Source organism: Rhodococcus sp. 1R11, assembly GCF_004563845.1.
In the GTDB taxonomy this organism is placed as follows: Bacteria; Actinomycetota; Actinomycetes; order Mycobacteriales; family Mycobacteriaceae; genus Rhodococcoides.
Genome location: NZ_SPNG01000013.1, coordinates 64,622 through 86,442, shown reverse-complemented (window position 1 = coordinate 86,442; position 21,821 = coordinate 64,622). Strand labels below are relative to the sequence as shown.

Sequence of the window (21,821 nt, the reverse complement as noted above, 5' to 3'; positions counted from 1 at the left end):
ACTCCCCCGCCGCCCCTGACTGTCGCGAGTCGGTCGCCTCGGTGTCAGCGTCGCCGATTGCGAAATCCAGCGATACCCAGCGCGGCCAGAGCGCCCGCGCCCACCAAGGCCAGACCACCCTTGACCCCCGGGCCGTCGCTCACCTCGAGCCGGGTGTTGATCACCGCGGGATCCGGTGCCGGAACATGGGCGTCTGCAAGGCTCTCCCGAGTGGTGGCTGCGAACGCAGTCGAGAACAGCACCAACCGCGACGTCGTGAACACGAACACCAACAGACCGATGATGGGCCCGAACACGACTCCGGCGGGCCCGCTCGTGACGGACGCGAGGTAGATCGCGCCGAGTTGCTTGAAGATCTCGAACCCGACTGCGGCCAACAGTGCACCTTTGGCCGCACTGCGCCACGACACCGGTTCGCGGGGCAGACGTGAGATCACCCAGGTGAACAGCGCCCAGGTTCCGGCAAGCGCGAGCAGTATCGAGAAGACTCGCAGCGCCACTCCGACACCGGGAACGGAATCGAGGTTCAACCATTCGAGAATGCCACGCATGACGCCGCCTCCGGCCAACGCGGACAGCCCGAGAGAAAGCACCAGTGCCGCTCCCAGGCCGAGCAGAGCCGCGAGGTCCTTGGCCTTGGTCGCAAGGAATCCGCCCGACTCGTGCTGGCTTTCCCACATCGCGGTCAGGGCCTCACGCAGATTGGCCACCCACCCGAGCCCCGCGTACAGCGCGCCGAGCAGACCGATGACACCGACACCGGTACGGGACTCGATCGCGGTATCGATCAGCGAGCTGATCGTCTCACCGAAGCTACCCGGGACGTTCTCGGCGATCTGCGACTGAATCTCGGCGAGCCACTCCGGCTGATTCACCAGTACGAACCCGGCAACAGCGAAAGCGACCATCAGCAGCGGAAACAACGCCAGCACACTGAAATACGTCATCCCAGCGGCGTAGTAATCGCCCTTCTGCCCCTGATACCGCTGCGCAGCAACAACAGTGTGATCCAGCCACGGCCACCGAGCACGCCGATCGTCGAGCATGGCCTTGAAATCGGGCATGGCACTCACCTTTTCGCTGTCGTCGGCGGCTGTTCGGGCCGTGTCCTCGAAATGTCGTGTAGCGCGAATATCGTGTACTGACAGGGCTAAGCGCCGGGAGGAAGGAACCCCACCCTGTCGTACACCTGAGCGAGCGTTCTGCTCGCGACCTCCCTGGCTCGATCCGCACCGACGGCGAGGACGCGATCCAATTCGGCTACGTCCGACATGAATCCGTCCATTCGTTCGCGCAGCGGAACCACGAACTCGGTCAACACGTCGGCAGTGTCGGACTTGAGATCGCCGTAGCCCTTGCCTGCGTAACCGGCGACCAGATCGTCGATGCTCTTCCCCGACAGAGCGGACTGAATGACCAGAAGATTGCTGACGCCCGCCTTGTTCTCCGGATCGAAAACGATATCGCGTTCGTTGTCCGTCACTGCCGAACGAATCTTCTTCGCGGACACCTTCGGATCGTCCAGGATGTTGACGATGCCCGCCGGATTCGACGACGACTTGCTCATCTTCGCCGTCGGATCCTGCAGATCGAAGATCTTGGCCGTGCCCTTGATGATGTGTGCATCGGGAACCACGAAGGTCTTCTTGAACCGCGAGTTGAACCTCTGCGCCAGATCGCGAGTCAACTCCAGATGCTGACGCTGATCCTCGCCCACCGGAACGAGATTCGGCCGATACAGCAGGATGTCCGCGGCCTGCAGAATGGGATAGGTGAACAGCCCGACGCTGGTGTGATCGCGACCCTGCTTGGCGGACTTGTCCTTGAACTGCGTCATCCGGCCGGCTTCGCCGAACCCGGTGATGCAGTTGAGAACCCACGCCAACTGAGCGTGCTCGGGAACCTGGCTCTGCACGAACAACGTCGACTTCTCGGGATCGATACCTACCGCCAACAGTTGCGCGGCCGCTATCCGGGTGCGCCGACGCAATTCCTTCGGATCCTGCGGAACCGTGATCGCATGGAGATCGGGAACGAAGTAGAACGCATCGAACTCCTCCTGCAACTCCACCCAGTTCCGCACCGCACCCAGGTAGTTACCGAGATGGAACGAATCCGCCGTCGGTTGGATGCCCGAAAGCACCCGACGACGCGGACCCTGCGACGTGTCGATCGAGTCAGGAGAAGACATGCGGCAATCTTTTCACGCCGTCCCCGACCCGTACCCGTTGCCTTGCCACACCAGTCACTCCGCAGGCTCCGCTCCTCACCGTGCCGGTCGCTCCGCAGGCTCCGCTCCTACCCACCCCGGTCACTCCGCAGGGTCCGCTCCTACCCACCCCGGTCACTCCGCAGGCTCCGCTCCTACCCACCCCGGTCACTCCGCAGGCTCCGCTCCTACCCACCCCGGTCACTCCGCAGGCTCCGCTCCTACCCACCCCGGTCACTCCGCAGGCTCCGCTCCTAGCGGTAGCGCACCGTCACCGGCGCATGATCGGACCAGCGCTCGTCGTACGCCTCCGCTCTTTCGGTGACAGCTTCCTTCGCACGCTCGGCCAGATCACTGGTGGCGAGTTGGTAGTCGATGCGCCACCCGGCGTCGTTGTCGAACGCCTTACCGCGGTAGGACCACCAGCTGTACGGCCCCTCGACGCCGGGGTGCAGCTCGCGAACGACGTCGGTCCACGGTGACTTCTCGGCGAGCAATCGCGATACCCACTCACGTTCTTCGGGTAGGAAACCCGACTTCTTGCGGTTGGTCTTCCACGACTTCAGATCTGCTTCGGTGTGGGCGATGTTCCAGTCGCCGCAGACCGCGACGTCGCGCTCGGCGGACGTCATTGCCTTGGCGGTCTTGGCGAGATACTTCGCGAACGCCGCCATGAAGCGTTCCTTCTCGTCCTGTCGATCGGTCCCCACCTCGCCCGACGGCAGGTACAGGCTCGCCACGGTGACGTCACCGTAGTCCCCTTCGATGTAACGACCCGCATCGGCGAATTCAGCGACACCGATGCCGGTTCTGATCGCCTCCGGCGCGGCCCTCGACAACAGGGCCACACCGTTGCGTCCCTTCGCCGACGGTTCCGCCGACGCCAGATGCCATCCCACATCGAGGGCCGGGGCCAGTGCCGTGGTCAGCTCGCCGTCGTTGGCCCGCGTCTCCTGAAGACAGATGACGTCGGCATCGGTGGCCTCGAGCCACGGAAGCATGCCCTTGCGAACCGCCGCGCGGATCCCGTTGACGTTGACAGTTGAAATAGTGATCGGCACGCCGACGACCGTAGCGGAGGCCACCGACACCCGGCAGGTGGCCTCCACGGGCTCACCTTCTCTTCGGTTTGGCTCCTGGCTTCGGAGCCGTCACCACCGAGGTCACTTCCGGCACCGCGACCGGCTCCCGGTCGATCCGTCGGTAGACGATGTGCTGCTGGGCGTAGGTCCAGATGTTGTTGCTCACCCAATAGAGCAGCACCGCAACGGGCAGCACCGGGCCACCGATCAGCACCCCGGCAGGGAAGACCCACAGCGCGAGCTTGTTCATGATCGCGGTCTGCGGGTTCGCCGCGGCGGCCGCATCCTGGCGCGCGATCGATGCCCGGGAGTTCAGGTGGGTGGCCACCGCGGCAACGATCATCAACGGCACCGCGACGACCGCGATGCTCCAGACCGACGGCACCCCACCGAACGGACCGAAGGCTTCGAGAACATCTCGCGAGCTACTGACGGCAGCGGAGATCGGCGTGCCGAACAGCCGCGCGTCGAGAAACGACTGCACGTCGCCCGCACCGAACACGTAGTTGGCTGTACTCGCATTCTCCTGCGCCGACATACCGAGATGCCCGAACCCGGTTCCCGTCCGGTTGAACGAGCGCAACACGTGCAGCAGACCGATGAACACCGGTGCTTGCGCGAGCAGCGGGAGGCAACCCATCAGTGGGTTCACGCCGTGTTCCTTTTGCACTGTGCGCATTTCCGTGGCCTGTCGAGCCCGGTCACCGGAGTACTTCTTCCGTACCTCCTCGAGCCTGGGTTGGAGTTTCTTCATGGCGAGCTGTGAACGAATCTGACCGACGAACGGTTTGATCAACAGCGTTCGCAGCGTGAAGACCAAAAATACGACGGCCAACGCCCAGGCGACGCCGTTGTCGGGGCCGAGCACGAAGCCGAAGACCCGGTGCCAGAACCAGAGCACCGCGGAGACGGGGTAATAGACGAAATCGAGCATGATGGAGTGCCTCACTGAGAGAGAAATCGGTCGGATGACATCTCGACCGGATCTCGCAGTGGCTCAGCGGAACTGGAGCCACCGATCCGGTCCGTGAACCGATCCGGGTGCTCTCGGCATAGGGCGGCCTGGCGCGTCGGGTTGCTCTTGTCTGCGGTAGGCCCCGCGGAGTCTGCCACCGTCGGATCCGGCGGTTGTGGACGCGGGCGGCACCACGACGAGGACGTCGACCGATGCACTCGTCACCAGCAGTGCCGCAGCCACCAGCGCACCGAACAACGCGATCTGGGCCGCGGGCTGGGCGTCGACGACGGCGAAGACGACCAGCAGGACTGCCGCCACTCCGACGAGGGTGACCACTGCGGCTCGCCACGGCGGCACCGCACGCCTCGAACTCACATCGAACTCACCCGTCGAACAGACACGGCGGGTGGCATCGGCGATGGACAACATAACGATTCTCCCGAGATGAACCTCGTGGACCAGGGGCACGTGAGGCGTGGGAGAACTGTCGAACTACAGCGCTCCCACCAGGAGACCGGGTGCTCGCGGCTGCGGGCGACCGGGTGCGTCGGGGCGGTGTTGACGTCGGAAGGAGCCACGAAGGTGTCGCTCCTCCGCATTCGGTCCGACGTCCGAAGGGCGGTACAGAAGGCTCAGCGCCCCGGCGCGATGCGCGTAGAACACCACCGCCGCCAGAGCAGCGACGACGATCAGTGCGAGATCCGCCGGTCCGGCCGGAGTAGTCAGTAGCAGCGTGAAGAACAACACCGACGTGACGACGAGATTCTGATAGCCCATCGTGCACCTCCGTCCTTCGTCACCGATCGTCGAGTCGTTGCTCAGGGTACAGATACCGTCGGGTCTGTGCACTGGTACCAGCTGTCTCCCCAGAAGACCGGGCCTCGGGCCTGAACACACTGACGAACACGTTGGGGTAGGCGATCCAGTTCGGAATCTGCGTCCGCCGACAACCCGCCGAGGTAGAACACGTCGATGCGCCCCGTCTCCTCGAATCGTTCGACGTTCTGCCGCGCAACGTACGCGTCCGGGTTCACGGCCGCGAGGGCGAGAACGGTCAGCACTGCTCCCACACCGACTGCTCGCGGAAGCCAGCGACCCGACATCCGTACGCCCGCGATGAGCAGCAGTACGAACACCGAACCCAACCACCATTCGACCGCGGTGACGAACAGCCGCAGGGTGGTGTAGCCGTACTGCTCCTCGTACAACGACATTCGATGCAACGCCGATGCCACGATCACCACCGACAGTGCGCACAGCGCGCCGAGCAGAACCCGCAATGCAAGTCGGTCGCGTAGGTCCGTTCGTTCGGCCTTGGTCACGGTGACCGCGATGACGAGCAAGGTCAACACCGTCACCGTCAGCAACTGCCAGAAGCCTTGGCGTGCGTACTCGGCGTTGGTCAGACCTTCTGTGCTCAGAACGTGTCCCTGGCCACCGAACAAGCTCGGAATCTGAAAGGCGACGAACACCCCGAACAGACCGACGACAGCGCCGAGCGGAATTGCCCACTCCCACAACCGAAGTGTGCGACGCGGTGTCGCCGCCACGCGGTCGAAGCGCGGCGGATGCACGGCCACGTACGCGGCTGCGAGCGCACCCGCAGCCGTCAGTACGAATACGACCACTCGCCCGACGATCGATCCGAGATCGAACTGCGGAGTGACCGAGCCCAGAGCATCCGCGAAACGTCGATCCGCCGCCCCGAACAGCGCGGCGAACACCACACAGAGCGCGACGGTGACGGCGGCGACCACGCCGATTCGGATCGGCTTGGGCCCGTCGAGATCGATGGTTCCCGCCCCTCGTCGCGTCCACCGCACAACCCGCAAGGGCAGCAGCAGCGGCAGCACGGCGCCGAGAGCGATGCCCGTCCAAGTCCAGGCCCGCGAGAGAACCACCGACCCGACGACGACCGCAAGGGCAACGGACAGAGCGACGATCCACTCCGCCTCTCGTAGCGCCGCGACGCTGCACAACGCGAGGACCCCCGCCACACCCACCCACTCCCACGGCGACAACGACGCGCGCCGAACCGCTACGACGACGGCCATGATGCTCGCGGCGGTAATGGGTACGCCGAAGTTGTTGTAGCCCAATACCACTGCAGCGACGAGCCCGGCAGCAAGCGCTCCGAGAAGTGCCGCGCGGGGTGCCCGAGAGTGTCGCAGCACCGGCCAGGTTCGAGGGCTCCACAGCGATCGACGAGGCCGCGTTCTGGGGTGCATGGGTATTCCGATCGTGGTCATGACTGTGATCCATTTCTGTGTTCGAGGCATGCCGAACCGCGGCTGCGGTCCAGGGACGAGCAGTCGAGGTGTGTGTGAGAGAGAGAAGGTGGGTCGTCAGCGCCCGGGGATGGCCACTCTGATGTGGCAGCCCGACTCACTGTCGAGAACGTCGATGGTCCCGCCGTGCAGTTCGGTGGCCCACCGTGCGATTCCGAGTCCGAGACCTGTTCCGCCGTCGGTGGATCCGCCGCGAGTGAACCGGTCGAACACCGAGTGACGGTCGGCCGGTGCGATGCCGGGCCCCTCGTCGCGAACATCGAACGCGAACCGGTCACCGGTTCGATGCGCTCGAATACTCACCGTGCCCGACTGCGGCGAATGCCGTACGGCATTGTCGACGAGATTGGTGATCACCTGCGTCATTCGAGCACGATCGGCGACGACCGTCCCGGCACCGGGTGAGACGACGATCGACACTCGTTCTCGGTGAACGCCGGTCGCCTCCTCGAGGAAGGGGCGCACCGGGAATTCCGTCGGGGCGATGCTCAGCACTCCGCCCTCGACCCTCGACAGATCGAGCAGTTCGGTCACCAGGTTTCCCAGTCTCTCGGTCTGGCCGAGAGCCACCGACAACGTGGCCGGGTCGGGTTCGGTCACCCCGTCGACCATGTTCTCGAGCACTGCACGCAAGGCAGCGATCGGAGTTTTCAATTCGTGGGAGACGTTTCCGATCAGCTCGCGGCGGTATTTCTCGGCGGCTTCCAAGTCGCTCGCCATGGTGTTGAACGCGGTGGCGAGCTCGCCCACCTCGTCCCGGGACGTGGCACGCACCCGGGTCGAATAGTCGCCTCTCGCCATCGCTTTGGCCGCCGAGGTCATCTCCCGCAGGGGCGACGTCATGCCGTGCGCAACGAATTGTGTCGCGGCCAGGGACACGATCAATGCGGCGAGAAGTGTGTAGCGAAATTGCCAGCCGGCCCCGATCCAGAAGACGACACTCGCCAGCACGAGCACGATGCCCACCACGAGCGAGACCTTGAGTTTGAACGACCGCAAGGGATCGAGCGGACGCGGCAGCATCGGCCTCATCGTGGTGCCTCCACTGCATAACCGACGCCGTGGACAGTACGAATCAGGTCGCCACCGAGCTTGCGCCGCAACGCTTTCACGTGACTGTCGACGGTACGACTGCTGGCCGAATCGTCCCAGCCCCACAGTTCCGACAGCAGGGTCTCCCTGGACACCGCCGTGCGAGGCCGAGCGGCCAGATACGCCAGGATGTCGAATTCGGTTCTGGTGACGTGGATGTCGCCCGCGTCGGTGGAGACGCGTCGCTCCCGGTGATCGATGTGCACGTCGCCGATTCGAGTGGTGTACTGCTCGGGAGTGACGACGCGTTCGGCACGCCGGATGAGAGCGTGCACACGTGCAACCAGTTCGCGCATGCTGAACGGCTTGCCCAGATAGTCGTCCGCACCGACGCCCAGCCCGACGAGCATGTCGGTCTCGTCGGACTTGGCCGTCAACATCAGTACCGGTACCGGCCGGGACGCCTGGATGCGTCGACATACTTCGAGTCCGTCGAAACCGGGAAGCATCAGATCCAGCACCACCACGTCGGGGTCGATCCGGCCACACACCTCCACCGCGGACGGGCCGTCTGCGGCGGTGACCACGTCGTACCCTTCGCCTCGCAGTCGAGCGGCCACGGCGTCGGAGATCGTGGGTTCGTCGTCGACTACGAGAACTGTGCGGCTCATGAGAATTGACCCTAGAGGTCGGACATGGAGGACTTCGTCGGGAAATGTGGAGGTTCGGTGAAGGTTGACGTGAATGTCTGACTAAGGATGGGCTACCCTTCCTTTCGATACCCGCCCGGACGAAAGGCCCATTCGATGCGTACCCGACCACTTCGGAGAACTTTGGCGGTGTGCGCGATCGCGCTGACCACGGCGGGACTACTGAGCGCCTGCTCGAACTCCGACGGCGCATCCGACGGTGCCGACTCCCCCACAACCGGAATGTCCGCCTCCGGCGTCTTCCCCGTCTCGGTCGAGCATGCGTTCGGCGAGACCGTCGTTCCCGAGGAACCCACCCGCATCGTGGTGGCGGGATACACCGAACAGGACACGGTGCTGGCCCTCGGCGTGATCCCCGTCGGAGTGACGGAGTGGTACGGCGACCAGCCGTACGCGACCTGGCCCTGGGCTCGGGACGCGCTGGGAGATGCCCAGCCCGAGGTGCTGACCAACAACGGCGACGGCTTCGAGACCGAGAAGATCGCCGCCCTCGAGCCCGATCTGATCATCGCCACCAACGCCGGTCTCACCGCGGACAGCTACCGGACTCTGAGCAACATCGCACCCACGCTCGCCCAGTCCGACGCGTCGACCGCCTACTTCGAGCCCTGGGACGTACAGGCAGAGAAGATCGGCCGGGCAATGGGCAAGAAAGCCGAAGTGGACGGACTCATCGACGGTGTGAATCAGAAGTTCGCGGATGCCGCGGCGGCTCACCCCGAGTTCGCAGGCAAGAAGGCGATCTTCCTGCAGAACGCGTTCTACGAGGGCAAGGCCATCGCGTACCAGGACGGTTTGAGCACCGACTTCCTGACGAAGCTCGGTTTTGTGATCCCCGACGACATCGACGCGTTCGTGCCGGCCGACGGCAGTGCGCAGGCGAGCATCCCGCTGGAGAACCTGTCGGTCCTCGACACTGCAGACGTGCTGATCTGGGGAACGGAGAACCCGGGCGATCGCGGCCAGTTGGAGAAGGAACCGGTGTACAACGCTCTGCAGCCGGTGAAGGACGGCAACCTCGTCTTCACCGATGGGGTGACGGCGGGGGCGATCTACTTCACGAGTGTGCTGAGCCTGCCGTACGTGATCGACAAGGTGGCTCCGGCAATGTCCGAGGCGCTCGGCGGAACCGCCACCACCATCACGTCCTGACCCTCATGCCGCCGAGCGCTTCTCCATCCACATGGCGACGGACAGAACGCCCAGGCCGGCAACAGCGAGTCCCGAGCCGACGGCGGCCGGTGCCGTGTAGCCGAGACCTGCGGCGATCACCGCACCGCCCACCGCGGCTCCGATGGCATTGGCCAGGTTGAACGCCGCGTGGTTGAGTGACGCGGCGAGAGTCTGCGCGTCCTCCGCCACGTCCATCAGACGGGTCTGAAGTCCGGGGACGACGGACGAGCCGGACGCACCGATCAAGAACACCAGAAGCAGCGCGGTCACCGGGTTGTGAGCCGCGACGACGAAGACGGCCAGGGACACTGCGGTCGCGGCCAGCCCGATGAAGGTGCCCTTGAGCTTGTACTTGTCGGCCAACCAACCGCCCGCGTAGTTGCCGGCAACCATGCCGAGGCCGTAGATCATCAATGCCACCGGAACCAGTGCACGGGCAAGGCCTGCGACGTCGGTCAGTGTCGACGCGATGTACGTGTACACCGCGAACATGCCGCCGAATCCGACGATGCCGACGAACAGGGTCATCCAGACCTGGCCACGGCGGAGGGCACCGAGCTCGGTGATCGGGCTGGTGGTCGGCATGGCGTCGAGTCGCGGCATCCACAGGACCAGCGCACTGACGGTGAGCAACCCGATCACGGCGACGAGCGCGAATGCGCTTCGCCACCCGAGGGCCTGGCCGATCCAGGTCGCCACCGGTACACCGACGACGTTCGCCACCGATAGACCCATCATCACCATCGCGACGGCTTTGGCTCGTTTGCCCGGCTCAGCGAGGTGCGCTGCCACCAGTGCGGCAACGCCGAAATACGCGCCGTGCGGCAGACCGGCCACGAACCGGGAGGCCACCAACTCGTTGAAGCTCGGCGCGAAGACCGTCCCGAGATTGCCGAGCGTGAACGCCACCATCAGCGCCAGCAACAACATGCGCCGAGGAACACGCGCCGCAAGAGCAGCGATTGTCGGCGCACCGACGACGACGCCGAGTGCGTAGGCAGAGATCATGTGACCGGCCGACGGCTCCGAGATTCCCATCGTCGTCGCGATGTCCGGAAGCAGGCCCATCGACGCGAATTCGGTGGTGCCGATGCCGAAGCCGCCGATGGACAGGGCCAGCATGGCGAGCCTGCGGCGGGTCGAGTGCGGTCGATGGCCGACACTCAAGCCACTCGACACCTTGCCGCGCACGGCGCTGACGTTTCTGGCGAGAGCGGAATCGGTGACAGTCACAGCAGAACAACCTTCGTAAGCAATCGGATTACAGAGCGGGCCAGGGGCTGGTGGATCGACGACGCGGTAAATCGACGACCTGGTTGATCGATTCAGCACAGCCCGACCGGACGGCATAACGCTCGTCGACTCCATTGTCTTCCCCGAGGCGGCTCGTTTTCGAGTCGTCGGGCGGTGATTGTCCTCACCAGAGCATCTGCTTGAGGGTCGCGAGCGCCCTCGTTCCCCCGGGACACCCGTACCCGCTAAGATTCCTGCCAGGTCATGAGTGCCAGCATCGAGCCCCGGCTTGCTGGCCGGCAACCCTCCAACCGCGGTGGGGTGCCCCGGGTGAACGACCAGGCCGATGCGACACATCCGTGTCGTATCGACAAGCGCGGGTCCGCTCCGAAGCGGACCCACTGATCTTCGGTCCTGACGGGCCGAGGCATGTCAGGAGGTTCTCATGTGTTGCTGTACCGATACGCCCCGTAACGCTCGAGTTCTCGAGCTTCATTCGACAAAAAACACGTCTGAGAAAACGGAGTATCACCAGCCATGACCGATTCGACCCCCGACGTCGTCGACTCCACCGGAACACCGACCGAGGATCCGTTCACCGATCCCTCGGCCGACTGGAGCTTCGAGACCAAGCAGATCCACTCGGGTCAGACCCCGGACGGCGCCACCAACGCGCGTGCGCTGCCGATCTACCAGACCACCTCGTACACCTTCGACAACACCGACCACGCGGCCGCACTGTTCGGCCTGGCCGAACCCGGCAACATCTACACCCGCATCATCAACCCCACGCAGGACGTCGTCGAGCAGCGCATCGCCGCACTCGAAGGGGGCGTCGCGGCGCTACTGCTCGCGTCGGGACAGGCCGCAGAAACGTTCGCCATTCTCAATCTCGCAGAGGCGGGCGATCACATCGTCTCGAGCCCGCGGCTCTACGGCGGCACCTACAACCTTTTCCACTACACGCTTCCCAAGCTGGGGATCACCGTCTCGTTCGTCGACGATCCTGACGATCTCGAGCAGTGGCGTGCGGCCATCACACCGTCGACCAAAGCGTTCTACGGTGAGACGATTTCCAACCCGAAGAACGACGTTCTCGATATCCCCGGCATTTCGGCAATCGCCCACGAGAACGGTATTCCGCTGATCGTCGACAACACGGTCGCGACGCCGTACCTGCTGCAACCGCTGAAACACGGTGCCGACATCGTCGTGCACTCGGCGACGAAGTACCTCGGCGGTCACGGCACGGCGATCGCGGGCGTCATCGTCGACGGCGGAACGTTCGACTGGACGCAGGGCCGTCACCCCAACTTCACCACCCCGGATCCGAGTTACCACGGCGTCGTCTTCGCCGACCTCGGCGCTCCGGCCTTCGCCCTGAAGGCGCGGGTGCAGTTGTTGCGCGACATCGGGGCTGCAGTGTCACCCTTCAACGCATTCCTCATCAGCCAGGGTCTCGAGACGTTGAGTCTCCGAATCGAGCGGCACGTGGCGAACGCACAGAAAGTGGCCGCCTACCTGGCCGGTCGCGACGATGTCGTCTCGATCAACTACGCCGGACTCGAATCCTCGCCGTGGTACGAGCGTGGGCAGCAGCTGCTACCGAAGGGGCAGGGCGCGATCATCGCGTTCGAGCTGCAAGGAGGAGTGGACGCGGGCAAGAAGTTCGTCAACGCTCTCACTCTGCACAGTCATGTGGCTAACATCGGAGACGTGCGTTCTCTCGTCATCCATCCCGCATCCACCACGCATTCGCAGTTGACCCCGGAAGAGCAGTTGGCCTCCGGCGTCACTCCCGGCCTGGTGCGTCTGGCCGTCGGTATCGAGGGAATCGACGACATCATCGCCGATCTCGAGGTCGGCTTCCGCGCGGCGGCGTCTTGAGTCACAGCTTCAGCACAGGCGTTCGTCCGGAGGCGGTTCTTCCGTCTCCGGACGGGCGGTTGGGAACCATCGACATCGGTGGTCTCGATCTCGAGAACGGTTCTCACATTCCGCACGTGACCGTGGCGGTGCAGCGTTGGGGCGAGATGGCGGCCGATCGCAGCAACGTCGTGCTCGTCGAACATGCGTTGACCGGTGATTCCCACGTTTCGGGACCGCCGGATGCCGACCACGTACTGCCCGGTTGGTGGAACGGGATGGTCGGACCGGGCAGCCCCATCGACACCGACGAATGGTGTGTCGTCGCGACCAACGTGCTCGGCGGCTGCGGAGGTACCACCGGGCCGAGCAGCATCTCCCCCGACGGCACCCCGTACGGTTCTCGCTTCCCGGAAATTTCGATTCGCGATCAGGTGGCGGCGGAGGTCGCGGTGGCCGACGTTCTGGGTATCGATCGGTTCGCCGCCGTCGTGGGCGGGTCGATGGGTGGCATGCGCACCCTCGAATGGATTGTGGGACATCCGGATCGGGTGGGTGCCGCGCTGGTGCTCGCCGTCGGTGCCCGCGCGACAGCGGACCAGATCGGAACGCAAACCACCCAGATCGCTGCGATCAAGGCCGATCCGGGTTGGCTCGGCGGCAACTACCACGACACCGGCACCGCCCCGACCGCCGGACTCGGGATCGCTCGACGCATCGCGCATCTGACATACCGAACCGAGAGCGAACTCGACATTCGGTTCGGAAACTCTCCGCAGAACGACGAGGATCCGTGGGCCGGCGGCAGGTACTCCGCGCAGAGCTACCTCGAGCATCAGGCCGCCAAACTGGTCAATCGATTCGACGCGGCAACGTACGTCCTTCTGAGCGAAGCGATGAACCGACACGACGTGGGCCGAGGACGCGGCGGCGTCGCCGAAGCCCTTGCGTCCGTGCCGGTTCCGACCATCGTCGGCGGCGTCGATTCCGATCGCCTCTACCCGCTCCGACTGCAGAAGGAAATTGCGCGTGAGCTCCCCCAGTGCCGGGGGCTCGACGTGATCCAGTCGCGAGACGGCCACGACGGGTTTCTCACCGAAGCCGATTCGGTGGCGAAGCTGCTCGCCGAGACGATGGAGCTCGCCCGCCTCGGACGGCGTTGACCCGAGTCGATCGGTCTACGTCAGTCCGTCCCCAAGGGATCGATCGACAGCGACAGAAAGACGATGGCACCGCCGACGCCTCCCAGCGCCAACACGTCGAAGCCCCTGCTGCGCACCCTCAGGCTGCCGACGCGTGACTCGGGCAGGCACAGTCGCAGCAACGCTGCCACCACCGCTGCACACCCGAAGATGAACGAGCCGCGCCGCCAGCGGTCGGCGAGAACCAGGACCAGCGCGGCGAGGACGATGATCGACACCACGACCATCGGTAGATTCCGAGCGAGCGCCGCTCGGAAGCCCGGCACGTGATCGCCTCGCGCATCCTGTGCGTCGTTCACCTCGGCTCGCTCAACTCTGGGCCGCAGTGCGTTCGGCTCGCTCCACGACATTGGACAGCAGAAACGCTCGCGTCAACGGCCCGACTCCACCGGGGTTGGGCGACAGGAAACCGGCCACCTCGGCGACGTCGTCCGCGACGTCTCCGCGCAATCCGTCCTCGGTGCGGGTGACCCCGACGTCGAGCACAGCCGCCCCGGGCTTGACCATGTCTGCGGTGATCAAACCGGGAACCCCGGCGGCCGCGATGACGATGTCGGCGCGGGAGACCTCTGCGCCTAGGTCACGAGTTCCGGTGTGGCACAACGTGACCGTCGCGTTCTCCGAACGGCGGGTCAGCAGCAGTCCGATCGGCCGCCCCACCGTCACACCGCGGCCGATGACCACAGCGCGCGCCCCGTCGAGTGCGACGTCGTAGCGCCGCAGCAGGTGGACGATGCCCCGCGGGGTGCACGGCAATGCGGCGTCCTTGCCCAGCACCAAGCGTCCGAGGTTGATCGGGTGCAGACCGTCGGCATCCTTGTCGGGATCGATGCGCTCGAGCGCGGCGTTCTCGTCCAGATGCTTGGGCAACGGAAGCTGCACGATGTACCCGGTGCACTCGGGGTTGGCGTTGAGCTCGTCGATGACCGCTTCGAGATCGGACTGGGTGATATCGGCGGGAAGATCGCGTCGAATGGAAGTGATGCCCACCTTCGCGCAGTCGTTGTGCTTGCCCCGCACGTACGCGGCCGAACCAGGATCATCTCCGACGAGCACCGTGGCCAAACCGGGAGTGATGCCCTGCTCACGCAGACGTGCCACACGGGCGGTGAGGTCGACGAAAATCTCGTCACGAGTCGCTTTGCCATCGAGGATCGTTGCAGTCACCGGGCCATTGTTTCAGGTTCCGCCCGCCCGTCGGCGCGCCGGGCCGATCACCGCGGTCAGCTCTCGACGATCAGACCCTGCGCAGCCGCGAAGGCCACCGCTTGCATCAGTTCGATCTTTGCCCCGCGCACCCCTGCCCCGACCCACAGGGACGCGTCCACGACGGCTCCGCGCAGGTCCGACTCCTCCATTTTGGCACCGACGGTTCGTGCTCCCGCGAGGTCGACGGACCGCAGCACTGCCTTGCGAAGATCGGTCGCGGTCAGGTTCGCTTCCCGCATCCGACATCCGGTCAGATCGACGCCGCGCAGGTCGGCATTACCCAACGAGGCCAACGTGAAATCGACCTCGTCGTAGGTGGCGGGACGCATGCGGGTGTCCACGAATACCGAACCCATCAACGTGCAGTGACGGAAGACGCTGTGCTGCAGGTTCGTTCGAGTGAACGTACACGAACGAAAGGCCGAGTTGGTGTGCACCGAATCCGTGAGGTCGGTACCGGTGAAGTCGCATTCGGTGAAGACGACCGAGTCGGTTCGCACATTGCTCATATCCGCGTCACGGAAGGTGCACCGGACGAACTGTCTGCCAGACCACTCCCGCCCGTCGAGTCGAGAATCCGAAAAATCTTCACCGATGGTCTGCTCGTCGTCCACCTGCCCCATACTTCCCGGGCTCGTGGTGGCAGAGTGAACCGGGTGTTTCGACTTATGTTCTTCGAGCCCCGGATTCCGCAGAACACCGGCAATGCAATTCGTCTCGTCGCCGGCACCGGATGCGAACTGCATCTCGTAGGCCCCCTCGGGTTCGACATGTCCGAACCCAAGCTCAAACGCGCGGGCCTGGACTACCACGACCTCGCATCGGTCACCGTGCACCAGGACCTGCCGTCGGCGTGGTCCGCGCTGGCCCCGAAACGGGTCTTCGCCTTCACCGCGCACGCAACACGCTCGTACGCCGACGTCGCCTACCAACCCGGTGACGTCCTACTGTTCGGACCCGAACCCACAGGACTCCCCGACGACGTCTTGACCGACCCACATGTGACCGATCAGCTGCGCATCCCGATGATCCCCGGACGACGATCACTCAACCTGGCGAACGCCGCAGCAGTGACGATGTACGAGGCCTGGCGCCAACACGGCTATCAGGGCAGCGTCTGAGCGGTTTGCGTTCGATTGCGCTCGAAGCCATAGCTTTTCCGTTCATGACACAACCGCTCGAACAACGGCATTGGCTCATCACCGGAGCATCCTCCGGACTGGGCCGGGCGCTCACCGTCGCCGCCGTGAAGGCAGGCGACACCGTCGTCGCAGCGAAGGCAGGCGACACCGTCGTCGCAGCGATGCGGCGACCCGAACGTCTCGACGACTTGGTTGCCGAGCACCCGGGTTCCCTACTGACCATCGCCTTCGACGTCAGAAACACCGAATCCGCGCCGACCGTCGTCGAGGCCGCGATTGCCCGTTTCGGACGCGTCGACGTACTGGTGAACAACGGAGGAGTCGGGCAGATCGGCGCTGCGGAGGAGATAGACGACACGCGACTGCGTGACATGCTCGAACAACACGTGGTCGGGCCTGCTGCTCTGACCCGCTCAGTCCTGCCTCACATGCGAGAACGCAGCGCGGGAACCATCGTGCAGGTCAGCAGCCAGGGAGGCCGAGTCTCGTTCCCGGGTGCCGGCTCGTACTCTGCAGGCAAGTTTGCGCTCGAAGGCTGGTCGGAAGCCCTCGCCGGCGAGGTAGCTCCGTTCGGCATTCGAGTTCTCGTCGTCGAACCGAGTCGGTTCAGGACCGGGTTCAACAATGCCGATGTACTCGAGATCGCCGACCCCATCGATGCCTACACCGCGCTGCTGGGCGCGCTCAGAGTCGACATGCTCGACGTCGACGGACGGCAAGAAGGCGATCCGGTCCGCGCCGCGCACATCATTCGCCGACTGGTCGACGCCGAGTCCGCTCCCCTGCGCATCCCACTGGGTCGAGAAGCGGTTCGACGGCTACGCGAGTCGTACCGTCGGGAGCTCGACTCCTTGAACGCCCATGCCGAATTGTCCGCAAGCGCGGATTTCCCCGGTGTGCCCGAATCCGTCCGCCCGGTATGACCGCCCAGGTCGGACTATCTTCCCTCTCATGTCGATGAACGAATTGATGAACAGGGCGCTGTCGGCTGCCGTGGACTCGGCTGCGCCGTTGACGGTGGAGCTGCTGCGAGACCTGATAGAGCCGTCGGAACTGCCCGAACCGCTCGGTATCTCCGAGGTGGCCGAACTACTCGGCATCTCCGCACACACGCTGCGGTACTACGAGCGATGCGGCCTCATCGACGTCGATCGCGATGGACTCGAGCACAGACAATACGATTCCGCGGCCATCCGTCGACTGGTGTTCCTGACGAGGATGCGGCTCTCGGGTATGCCGATGCGCGACCTCAGGCGATACGTCGAGCTGGTCGACGGCGGCGACCGGACTGTCCCGGAACGTCTCGAGATGCTCGTCGCGCATCGCGACGCTGTTCGCAAGCACATCCGAGAACTGCAACTGTCTCTCGTGGCAACCGAGTACAAGATCGCAACGTACGGCGGTGCCACGGGTCCGTGACTCGTATGAAAAAGACCGTTCGGCCCGGTCGGGATGTCCGCGTCCTCTTCCGTCAAATCTATTGTGAGCGTCGACAAATCGATCTGGTCGAATCGGCGCTTGTGCTGTGAGACCCAACCATCGAGCCGCGTCCGACGGCTCGCCGGCCTTCCGATAACGATTTCCTTTCGTTCGACGGCCGCCCGGGCATGCCGACTCGGAGCATCGCCACCCGCTTCGGAGACCGGCACCTTGCCGACGGACAAGACCCAATCATTAACTGACGGAACGGAATCGACAGAACTGCGCACGTAGAATGCGGGCAGTACAAGAGTGGAACGAATCGGGTCGACCGATGCCACAGGGGTCCGAGAAACCGGACTTCTACGACGATTCATCTACCGATGCCATCGGCACCGTTACACAATGTGCGCCGGCTTGCTGCCATGGACCCCTGGAGCGGGGTACCGTGTGCCGCACCGACCCGTTTCGCTCGTGAAGGAGCTTTCTGTTGTTCTCTGTTTCCCTGCCCCGTACGGTTTCTTCCAACTCCTCCTCAGCGCGAACGTCCAGTCGGTTCGGTAGTCGAATCGCCCGCACTGCAGCTATTTTCACCATCGGATCGGGCCTGACGGTGGCTGCCCTCGCCGGCACCGCCACCGCGTCGGCAGCACCGGTCACGTGTGTGTCTCCGCCCTCGGCCAACGACATCCAGGTGAGCGACACAGCGAGCTGCGGAGCCACCTCGAACGGACCCGGAAGCGCCACCGCCGGTGCCGCTGACAGCGGTACTGCCGTCAGCGTCAACGACGGGCCGGGCGCAACCAACACCTACGCCAACGGTTACGGTGTCGCGCTCGGAGCAAGCAAGAACGCGGGCACGGCATACGCGCTCGCACTCGGCGGCGGAATCGCGCACTCGTGGGCAGATGCCGGCCAGACGACTCTCGCCGTCGCAGGTTGGGGATCCGGTGCCACATCCGAGGCACGCGGCGTCGACTGCGTCGGGCCGCTGTCGTTGGCACTGAACCTCACGAGCGGTCAGTTCTGCGTTCTCGGTAGCTGATTCTTCATTCGATCGATCGGAGCCGACTACCCCGACACGGACCCGTCGAGGTAGTCGGCTCCACCGACGTAGACGGTCCGGCCGGACTTCTCGATGGGCCCGATGGCAGCTGCCGTCACAGCCGACGCGAACTCGGCGACGGTCGGGAGCGCGCCCTGTGCGGTTCGCGCCGCAACTGCGTCCGGGTTACGGCGTTCGAGCAAAGTGACCACGATCGTGCCTTCGATCATGTCCCCGGACACCACGACCAATTCGATTCCTCGAGAATCCAACTCGGGAATCATCCCACGTAGGGCATCCTCCCCCGCTCGCTTGCTTGCAGCAACAGGTTCGTATTCGATGGGGACCGGTTTCGTACCGTGAAAATGCGCCTGATGACTGGTGAGGAAGACGATCCGCGAGCCCGGCTTCATCCGGTCGATACTCGCCCAAGCCAGCGCCACTTGCGCGTCGCGATTGATACTCATCGCGTAATCGGGTTCTGCACCGAACTCCAGGCCGCCCGAGGCATTGAGAACCAGAACGTCGATTGCGCCGAACTCGGCAACGATTACGTTCAGCATGGCGTCGATCGCGTCAGCGTCGGTGACGTCGGCACCGACAGCGAGAGCCCTGCCGCCGCCCTCCTCGATCGCGCGCACCACAGCCTCGGCTCGACGTTTCTTCTCGCGGTAGTTCACCGCGACCGCAGCACCGAGTGCACCCAGCTGCAACGCGGTTTCTGCTCCGATTCCACGAGATGCGCCGGTGATCAGCACCGTCTTTCCATCTGCACGTCCGACCATTCGTCCTCGATTCCTCGTACTGCTTCGAATTTCGAACTGCTTTGATTTTCGAACCACTATGATGAGTCGCGATGGAAAGGGCAAATGCATCGCGCCGCGCCATGATGGCCGCGCTCGACCTACTGGGGCAGCGCTGGAACATGCGCATCCTGTTCGAGCTACGCAGCGGACCGCTCGGCTTCCTCGAACTGAGGCGACGCACCGACGACATTTCCTCGAGCGTGCTCGCAACCCGGCTGCGCACTCTGGTCGACGCGCGGGTGCTGACGAAGGACTCCGATGGCTCCTACCGTCTCACCGAGATCGGTGACGAACTCGGACCCGCCCTCGAACCGCTGTGGCAGTGGGCACAGCGATGGAACGAGGACAGCGACCCCACCGTTCGCCGCACCTGAGCAGCCTCAGCACGTGCCGACGGGCACCTTTAGATTCTTGTCGGTGGGTCGAGATAGTCTTCATCCAGTTCGAACACGCGTTCTGAACTGTGGGTCACCGGGGGGTGAAAAAAAATGGCTGCACCAGTGGTGTCGTTGGATGCGTTGACCGCTGCCGCGCGGGAAGAGAACCGGCATGCGGCCCGAAAGATCGCTGCCTGCTACGACTTCCACCTCACTTGTATCGCTCAGGATGCGAAGCATCGGCAGTACAGCCGATACGGACGCACCGAGATGGCACTGGCGTTGAGCTGCTCCGCCACCCTCGCCGAAGCGTACGTGTCCGTCGGCGTGGCACTGCACACTCGACTGCCGCTGGTGAAAACCGCATTCGAGGCCGGCGACATCGACCTCCCCCGCGTACGTACGGTGTGCCGGATCCTCGACAACCTCTCCGACGACATCGTCAAGTCCGTGGAGGGCGACATCGTCGAAGCAGCCCGACGGTCGTCACCGGGCCCGCTCGAGCAGGAGATCTGGGACATTCTGCTGCGCGTCGCGCCCGAGGAAGCAGCAGCACTACGCGAATTCGCGAAGAAGTTCCGCAATGTCTCCTACGCCCCGGCTGGGGAATTGACCCGGATCCGAGCAGAATTGACCGCGCCCGAAGCCGCCGCCGCATGGCAGCTGCTCGAAGAGATGGCCGATACGCTCTGCTCGAAAGACCCCCGCGGCAAACAGGAACGACTGTGTGATGCGTTCATGGCGCGAATGCACGGTGAACCCAGGCTGACATGCCTGTGCCAAGGCGCGGGCTGCCCGAAAAAGGATGCGGCTCTGCCGGATCGTCGGGTGCCGTTGACGATGATCACCGTCGACATCGCCACCCTCATCGGACTGTTGGCGAACCCGGCGTACCTGGCCGGGCACGGTTCCATCGACCCCGATCTGGCACGGGAGTTGGCCCGCAACAGTCAGTGGCAGATCCTGCTCACCGAAGCAGTCACCCTCGCCGAGACACTCGGACTGGCCGTGCAGAACCCGGAAACCGGGGAATGGGAACGAACTCCCGCCGACACCGCAGCCCCTGCTGACACCGCAGCCCAGCCGAGCACGACAGAACCCGAGCCGGCACCTCCGGACTCGGCAGAATCGAATACAGCGGAAACGAATACGCCTGCAGCGCAAACGGATACGGGCACGAGTAGCGCAGTCGCGGACGCCGCACCACCACCACCGCACCCAGGACCGCGTCGCGGCACGGGCCCGGATTCATCTGCATCACAACCTCATTCGACCACCACCGACACCCCACCCGAGCCGACCGCCTATGACGACACCCGGCAACGACGGCGGAATGCCCTGGCCTCCGCTGCAGCCCTGTTCTGTACCCACACCCCCGTCGGCAGGGGCACACGGCACAGCTCTGCCCTCGACCTACCCTCGATGATCCGGTCGAACCGCCGCATCATGCACACACCGACAAGCATCTACCTCGGCAATGCATCCCTCGCCGCGGCACTCGAAGCTGCCATCGCCGCCGACCCCACCCTCGGAACATCCGTTCGACGCGACCCACTCACCGACCGAGCCCTGATCTACAGACCCGACGCCCTCACCACCGCCGCCGTCCGACTCCGCGACCGCCACTGCCGCTTCCCCGGCTGCCACCGCCCCGCGGCACGCTGCCAACTCGACCACGTGATCCCGTTCGACCACGACAACCCCCTCGGCGGCGGCTGGACCACCGTCAACAACCTCCAATGCCTCTGCGAATACCACCACAGCGTCAAAACCGCAGGCTACTGGAAAGCAGTCATGCTCCCCGGCGGCGCGATCCTGTGGACCTCGACATCGAAGACCACGCGGATCACTCTGCCTGCCAACGGAACAGCCGTACCCATCATCGGCAATGACCTCCGCCCGAACATCCCCACCAAGCCCAGACGATCCGGCATCATCGCCTACCTCGACCCACCCGACAACCCGACCCCCGAGCCAGAACCGACCAACGAAGAAGACGAGGAGCCGCCCTTCTGAGTATCGGTGCGCTCTGCAGTGCCTACTCGTGGCAGCCTCCCGAATTCTGGTCGC

General features: G+C 64.6%; 23 protein-coding genes and 1 riboswitch. Of the genes, 9 read left to right on the top strand and 14 right to left on the bottom strand.

Annotated elements, in window-relative coordinates; all coding sequences use genetic code 11:
* Nucleotides 1–44 precede the first annotated feature (44 nt).
* The 9 genes from yhjD to E4P29_RS21020 all read right to left on the bottom strand — a co-directional run bounded on the left by yhjD (nt 45) and on the right by E4P29_RS21020 (nt 8,240).
* A complete protein-coding gene (gene yhjD, locus E4P29_RS21070) occupies nt 45–1,064 on the bottom strand; it encodes an inner membrane protein YhjD (protein WP_209205486.1) in 1,020 nt (339 codons plus the stop codon).
* Between the two features lie 86 nt (nt 1,065–1,150).
* On the bottom strand, nt 1,151–2,191 hold the full coding sequence (gene trpS / locus E4P29_RS21065) for a tryptophan--tRNA ligase (RefSeq protein WP_135047057.1): 1,041 nt from the start codon (nt 2,189–2,191) through the stop codon (nt 1,151–1,153).
* 272 nt (nt 2,192–2,463) lie between these two features.
* Entirely contained in the window at nt 2,464–3,270 is an 807-nt protein-coding gene (locus E4P29_RS21050; RefSeq protein WP_135047123.1) for an exodeoxyribonuclease III, read from the bottom strand.
* 52 nt (nt 3,271–3,322) lie between these two features.
* Entirely contained in the window at nt 3,323–4,225 is a 903-nt protein-coding gene (gene yidC / locus E4P29_RS21045; RefSeq protein WP_135047056.1) for a membrane protein insertase YidC, read from the bottom strand.
* Between the two features lie 63 nt (nt 4,226–4,288).
* Nucleotides 4,289–4,624 (bottom strand): DUF6412 domain-containing protein, encoded by a 336-nt coding sequence (locus E4P29_RS21040; RefSeq protein ID WP_245154434.1) that lies wholly within the window; start codon nt 4,622–4,624, stop codon nt 4,289–4,291.
* Between the two features lie 117 nt (nt 4,625–4,741).
* Entirely contained in the window at nt 4,742–5,026 is a 285-nt protein-coding gene (locus tag E4P29_RS21035) for a DUF6412 domain-containing protein (RefSeq protein WP_135047055.1), read from the bottom strand.
* Between the two features lie 41 nt (nt 5,027–5,067).
* Nucleotides 5,068–6,498, bottom strand: a complete 1,431-nt coding sequence (locus tag E4P29_RS21030) for a DUF4173 domain-containing protein (protein WP_135047054.1) — start codon at nt 6,496–6,498, stop codon at nt 5,068–5,070.
* 96 nt (nt 6,499–6,594) lie between these two features.
* Nucleotides 6,595–7,569: an ATP-binding protein gene (locus E4P29_RS21025; protein ID WP_135047053.1), complete on the bottom strand. Its 975-nt coding sequence runs from the start codon at nt 7,567–7,569 to the stop codon at nt 6,595–6,597.
* Nucleotides 7,566–8,240, bottom strand: a complete 675-nt coding sequence (locus E4P29_RS21020) for a response regulator transcription factor (protein WP_032371022.1) — start codon at nt 8,238–8,240, stop codon at nt 7,566–7,568. The genes E4P29_RS21025 and E4P29_RS21020 overlap by 4 nt, the downstream gene beginning before the upstream one ends.
* A gap of 135 nt (nt 8,241–8,375) precedes the next feature.
* Here E4P29_RS21020 and E4P29_RS21015 point away from each other — a divergent pair, with 135 nt between their 5' ends.
* A complete protein-coding gene (locus tag E4P29_RS21015) occupies nt 8,376–9,431 on the top strand; it encodes an ABC transporter substrate-binding protein (RefSeq protein WP_135047052.1) in 1,056 nt (351 codons plus the stop codon).
* Nucleotides 9,432–9,434: 3 nt separating this feature from the next.
* Here E4P29_RS21015 and E4P29_RS21010 read toward each other — a convergent pair whose 3' ends face one another.
* Complete coding sequence (locus E4P29_RS21010) at nt 9,435–10,574, bottom strand: MFS transporter (protein ID WP_032367243.1); 1,140 nt, start codon at nt 10,572–10,574, stop codon at nt 9,435–9,437.
* Between the two features lie 371 nt (nt 10,575–10,945).
* Nucleotides 10,946–11,068: riboswitch (SAM riboswitch) on the top strand.
* 154 nt (nt 11,069–11,222) lie between these two features.
* Here E4P29_RS21010 and E4P29_RS21005 point away from each other — a divergent pair.
* Nucleotides 11,223–12,572 carry a bifunctional o-acetylhomoserine/o-acetylserine sulfhydrylase gene (locus tag E4P29_RS21005; RefSeq protein WP_135047051.1) on the top strand — a complete coding sequence of 450 codons (1,350 nt, stop codon included), beginning with the start codon at nt 11,223–11,225 and terminating at the stop codon, nt 12,570–12,572.
* Complete coding sequence (locus E4P29_RS21000) at nt 12,569–13,714, top strand: homoserine O-acetyltransferase (protein WP_135047050.1); 1,146 nt, start codon at nt 12,569–12,571, stop codon at nt 13,712–13,714. Before E4P29_RS21005 ends, E4P29_RS21000 begins: the two co-directional genes overlap by 4 nt.
* 20 nt (nt 13,715–13,734) lie before the next feature.
* Here the strand turns inward: E4P29_RS21000 and E4P29_RS20995 are convergent, their stop codons facing one another.
* From E4P29_RS20995 to E4P29_RS20985, 3 genes are all read right to left on the bottom strand, one after another.
* On the bottom strand, nt 13,735–13,980 hold the full coding sequence (locus tag E4P29_RS20995) for a DUF3017 domain-containing protein (RefSeq protein ID WP_245154440.1): 246 nt from the start codon (nt 13,978–13,980) through the stop codon (nt 13,735–13,737).
* A gap of 82 nt (nt 13,981–14,062) precedes the next feature.
* Nucleotides 14,063–14,920 carry a bifunctional methylenetetrahydrofolate dehydrogenase/methenyltetrahydrofolate cyclohydrolase gene (locus tag E4P29_RS20990; RefSeq protein WP_135047048.1) on the bottom strand — a complete coding sequence of 286 codons (858 nt, stop codon included), beginning with the start codon at nt 14,918–14,920 and terminating at the stop codon, nt 14,063–14,065.
* Nucleotides 14,921–14,976: 56 nt separating this feature from the next.
* Entirely contained in the window at nt 14,977–15,585 is a 609-nt protein-coding gene (locus tag E4P29_RS20985; RefSeq protein ID WP_135047047.1) for a pentapeptide repeat-containing protein, read from the bottom strand.
* A 33-nt stretch (nt 15,586–15,618) separates the two neighbouring features.
* Between E4P29_RS20985 and E4P29_RS20980 the strand changes: the two genes are divergently transcribed.
* The 4 genes from E4P29_RS20980 (at nt 15,619) to E4P29_RS20965 (ending at nt 18,568) form a co-directional block, all read left to right on the top strand.
* A complete protein-coding gene (locus tag E4P29_RS20980; protein WP_209205485.1) occupies nt 15,619–16,083 on the top strand; it encodes a tRNA (cytidine(34)-2'-O)-methyltransferase in 465 nt (154 codons plus the stop codon).
* Nucleotides 16,084–16,127: 44 nt separating this feature from the next.
* A complete protein-coding gene (locus tag E4P29_RS20975; RefSeq protein ID WP_135047046.1) occupies nt 16,128–17,027 on the top strand; it encodes an SDR family NAD(P)-dependent oxidoreductase in 900 nt (299 codons plus the stop codon).
* Between the two features lie 28 nt (nt 17,028–17,055).
* Nucleotides 17,056–17,523 (top strand): MerR family transcriptional regulator, encoded by a 468-nt coding sequence (locus E4P29_RS20970; protein WP_135047045.1) that lies wholly within the window; start codon nt 17,056–17,058, stop codon nt 17,521–17,523.
* Nucleotides 17,524–18,013: 490 nt separating this feature from the next.
* Nucleotides 18,014–18,568 (top strand): DUF6764 family protein, encoded by a 555-nt coding sequence (locus tag E4P29_RS20965; protein WP_209205484.1) that lies wholly within the window; start codon nt 18,014–18,016, stop codon nt 18,566–18,568.
* Between the two features lie 26 nt (nt 18,569–18,594).
* Here E4P29_RS20965 and E4P29_RS20960 read toward each other — a convergent pair whose 3' ends face one another.
* Entirely contained in the window at nt 18,595–19,353 is a 759-nt protein-coding gene (locus tag E4P29_RS20960; RefSeq protein WP_135047044.1) for an SDR family oxidoreductase, read from the bottom strand.
* Between the two features lie 71 nt (nt 19,354–19,424).
* Here E4P29_RS20960 and E4P29_RS20955 point away from each other — a divergent pair, with 71 nt between their 5' ends.
* Nucleotides 19,425–19,748 (top strand): helix-turn-helix domain-containing protein, encoded by a 324-nt coding sequence (locus tag E4P29_RS20955; RefSeq protein ID WP_245154433.1) that lies wholly within the window; start codon nt 19,425–19,427, stop codon nt 19,746–19,748.
* 114 nt (nt 19,749–19,862) lie between these two features.
* Nucleotides 19,863–21,767 carry an HNH endonuclease signature motif containing protein gene (locus E4P29_RS20950; RefSeq protein ID WP_135047043.1) on the top strand — a complete coding sequence of 635 codons (1,905 nt, stop codon included), beginning with the start codon at nt 19,863–19,865 and terminating at the stop codon, nt 21,765–21,767.
* The last annotated feature ends 54 nt before the right edge of the window (nt 21,768–21,821 follow it).

Bases quoted from the DNA above. Each gene is read 5' to 3' on its own strand.
- E4P29_RS21030 (WP_135047054.1), bottom strand. From the start codon at position 6,498: ATGACCACGATCGGAATACCCATGCACCCCAGAACGCGGCCTCGTCGA.
- E4P29_RS20950 (WP_135047043.1), top strand. From the start codon at position 19,863: ATGGCTGCACCAGTGGTGTCGTTGGATGCGTTGACCGCTGCCGCGCGG.
- yidC (WP_135047056.1), bottom strand. From the start codon at position 4,225: ATGCTCGATTTCGTCTATTACCCCGTCTCCGCGGTGCTCTGGTTCTGG.
- E4P29_RS20960 (WP_135047044.1), bottom strand. From the start codon at position 19,353: ATGGTCGGACGTGCAGATGGAAAGACGGTGCTGATCACCGGCGCATCT.
- E4P29_RS20995 (WP_245154440.1), bottom strand. From the start codon at position 13,980: ATGGTCGTGGTGTCGATCATCGTCCTCGCCGCGCTGGTCCTGGTTCTC.
- E4P29_RS20985 (WP_135047047.1), bottom strand. From the start codon at position 15,585: ATGGGGCAGGTGGACGACGAGCAGACCATCGGTGAAGATTTTTCGGAT.
- yhjD (WP_209205486.1), bottom strand. From the start codon at position 1,064: ATGCCCGATTTCAAGGCCATGCTCGACGATCGGCGTGCTCGGTGGCCG.
- E4P29_RS21020 (WP_032371022.1), bottom strand. From the start codon at position 8,240: ATGAGCCGCACAGTTCTCGTAGTCGACGACGAACCCACGATCTCCGAC.
- E4P29_RS20970 (WP_135047045.1), top strand. From the start codon at position 17,056: ATGTCGATGAACGAATTGATGAACAGGGCGCTGTCGGCTGCCGTGGAC.
- E4P29_RS20955 (WP_245154433.1), top strand. From the start codon at position 19,425: ATGGAAAGGGCAAATGCATCGCGCCGCGCCATGATGGCCGCGCTCGAC.
- E4P29_RS21025 (WP_135047053.1), bottom strand. From the start codon at position 7,569: ATGAGGCCGATGCTGCCGCGTCCGCTCGATCCCTTGCGGTCGTTCAAA.
- E4P29_RS21035 (WP_135047055.1), bottom strand. From the start codon at position 5,026: ATGGGCTATCAGAATCTCGTCGTCACGTCGGTGTTGTTCTTCACGCTG.
- E4P29_RS21010 (WP_032367243.1), bottom strand. From the start codon at position 10,574: ATGCTGGCCCTGTCCATCGGCGGCTTCGGCATCGGCACCACCGAATTC.
- E4P29_RS21005 (WP_135047051.1), top strand. From the start codon at position 11,223: ATGACCGATTCGACCCCCGACGTCGTCGACTCCACCGGAACACCGACC.
- E4P29_RS20975 (WP_135047046.1), top strand. From the start codon at position 16,128: ATGACACAACCGCTCGAACAACGGCATTGGCTCATCACCGGAGCATCC.
- E4P29_RS21015 (WP_135047052.1), top strand. From the start codon at position 8,376: ATGCGTACCCGACCACTTCGGAGAACTTTGGCGGTGTGCGCGATCGCG.
- trpS (WP_135047057.1), bottom strand. From the start codon at position 2,191: ATGTCTTCTCCTGACTCGATCGACACGTCGCAGGGTCCGCGTCGTCGG.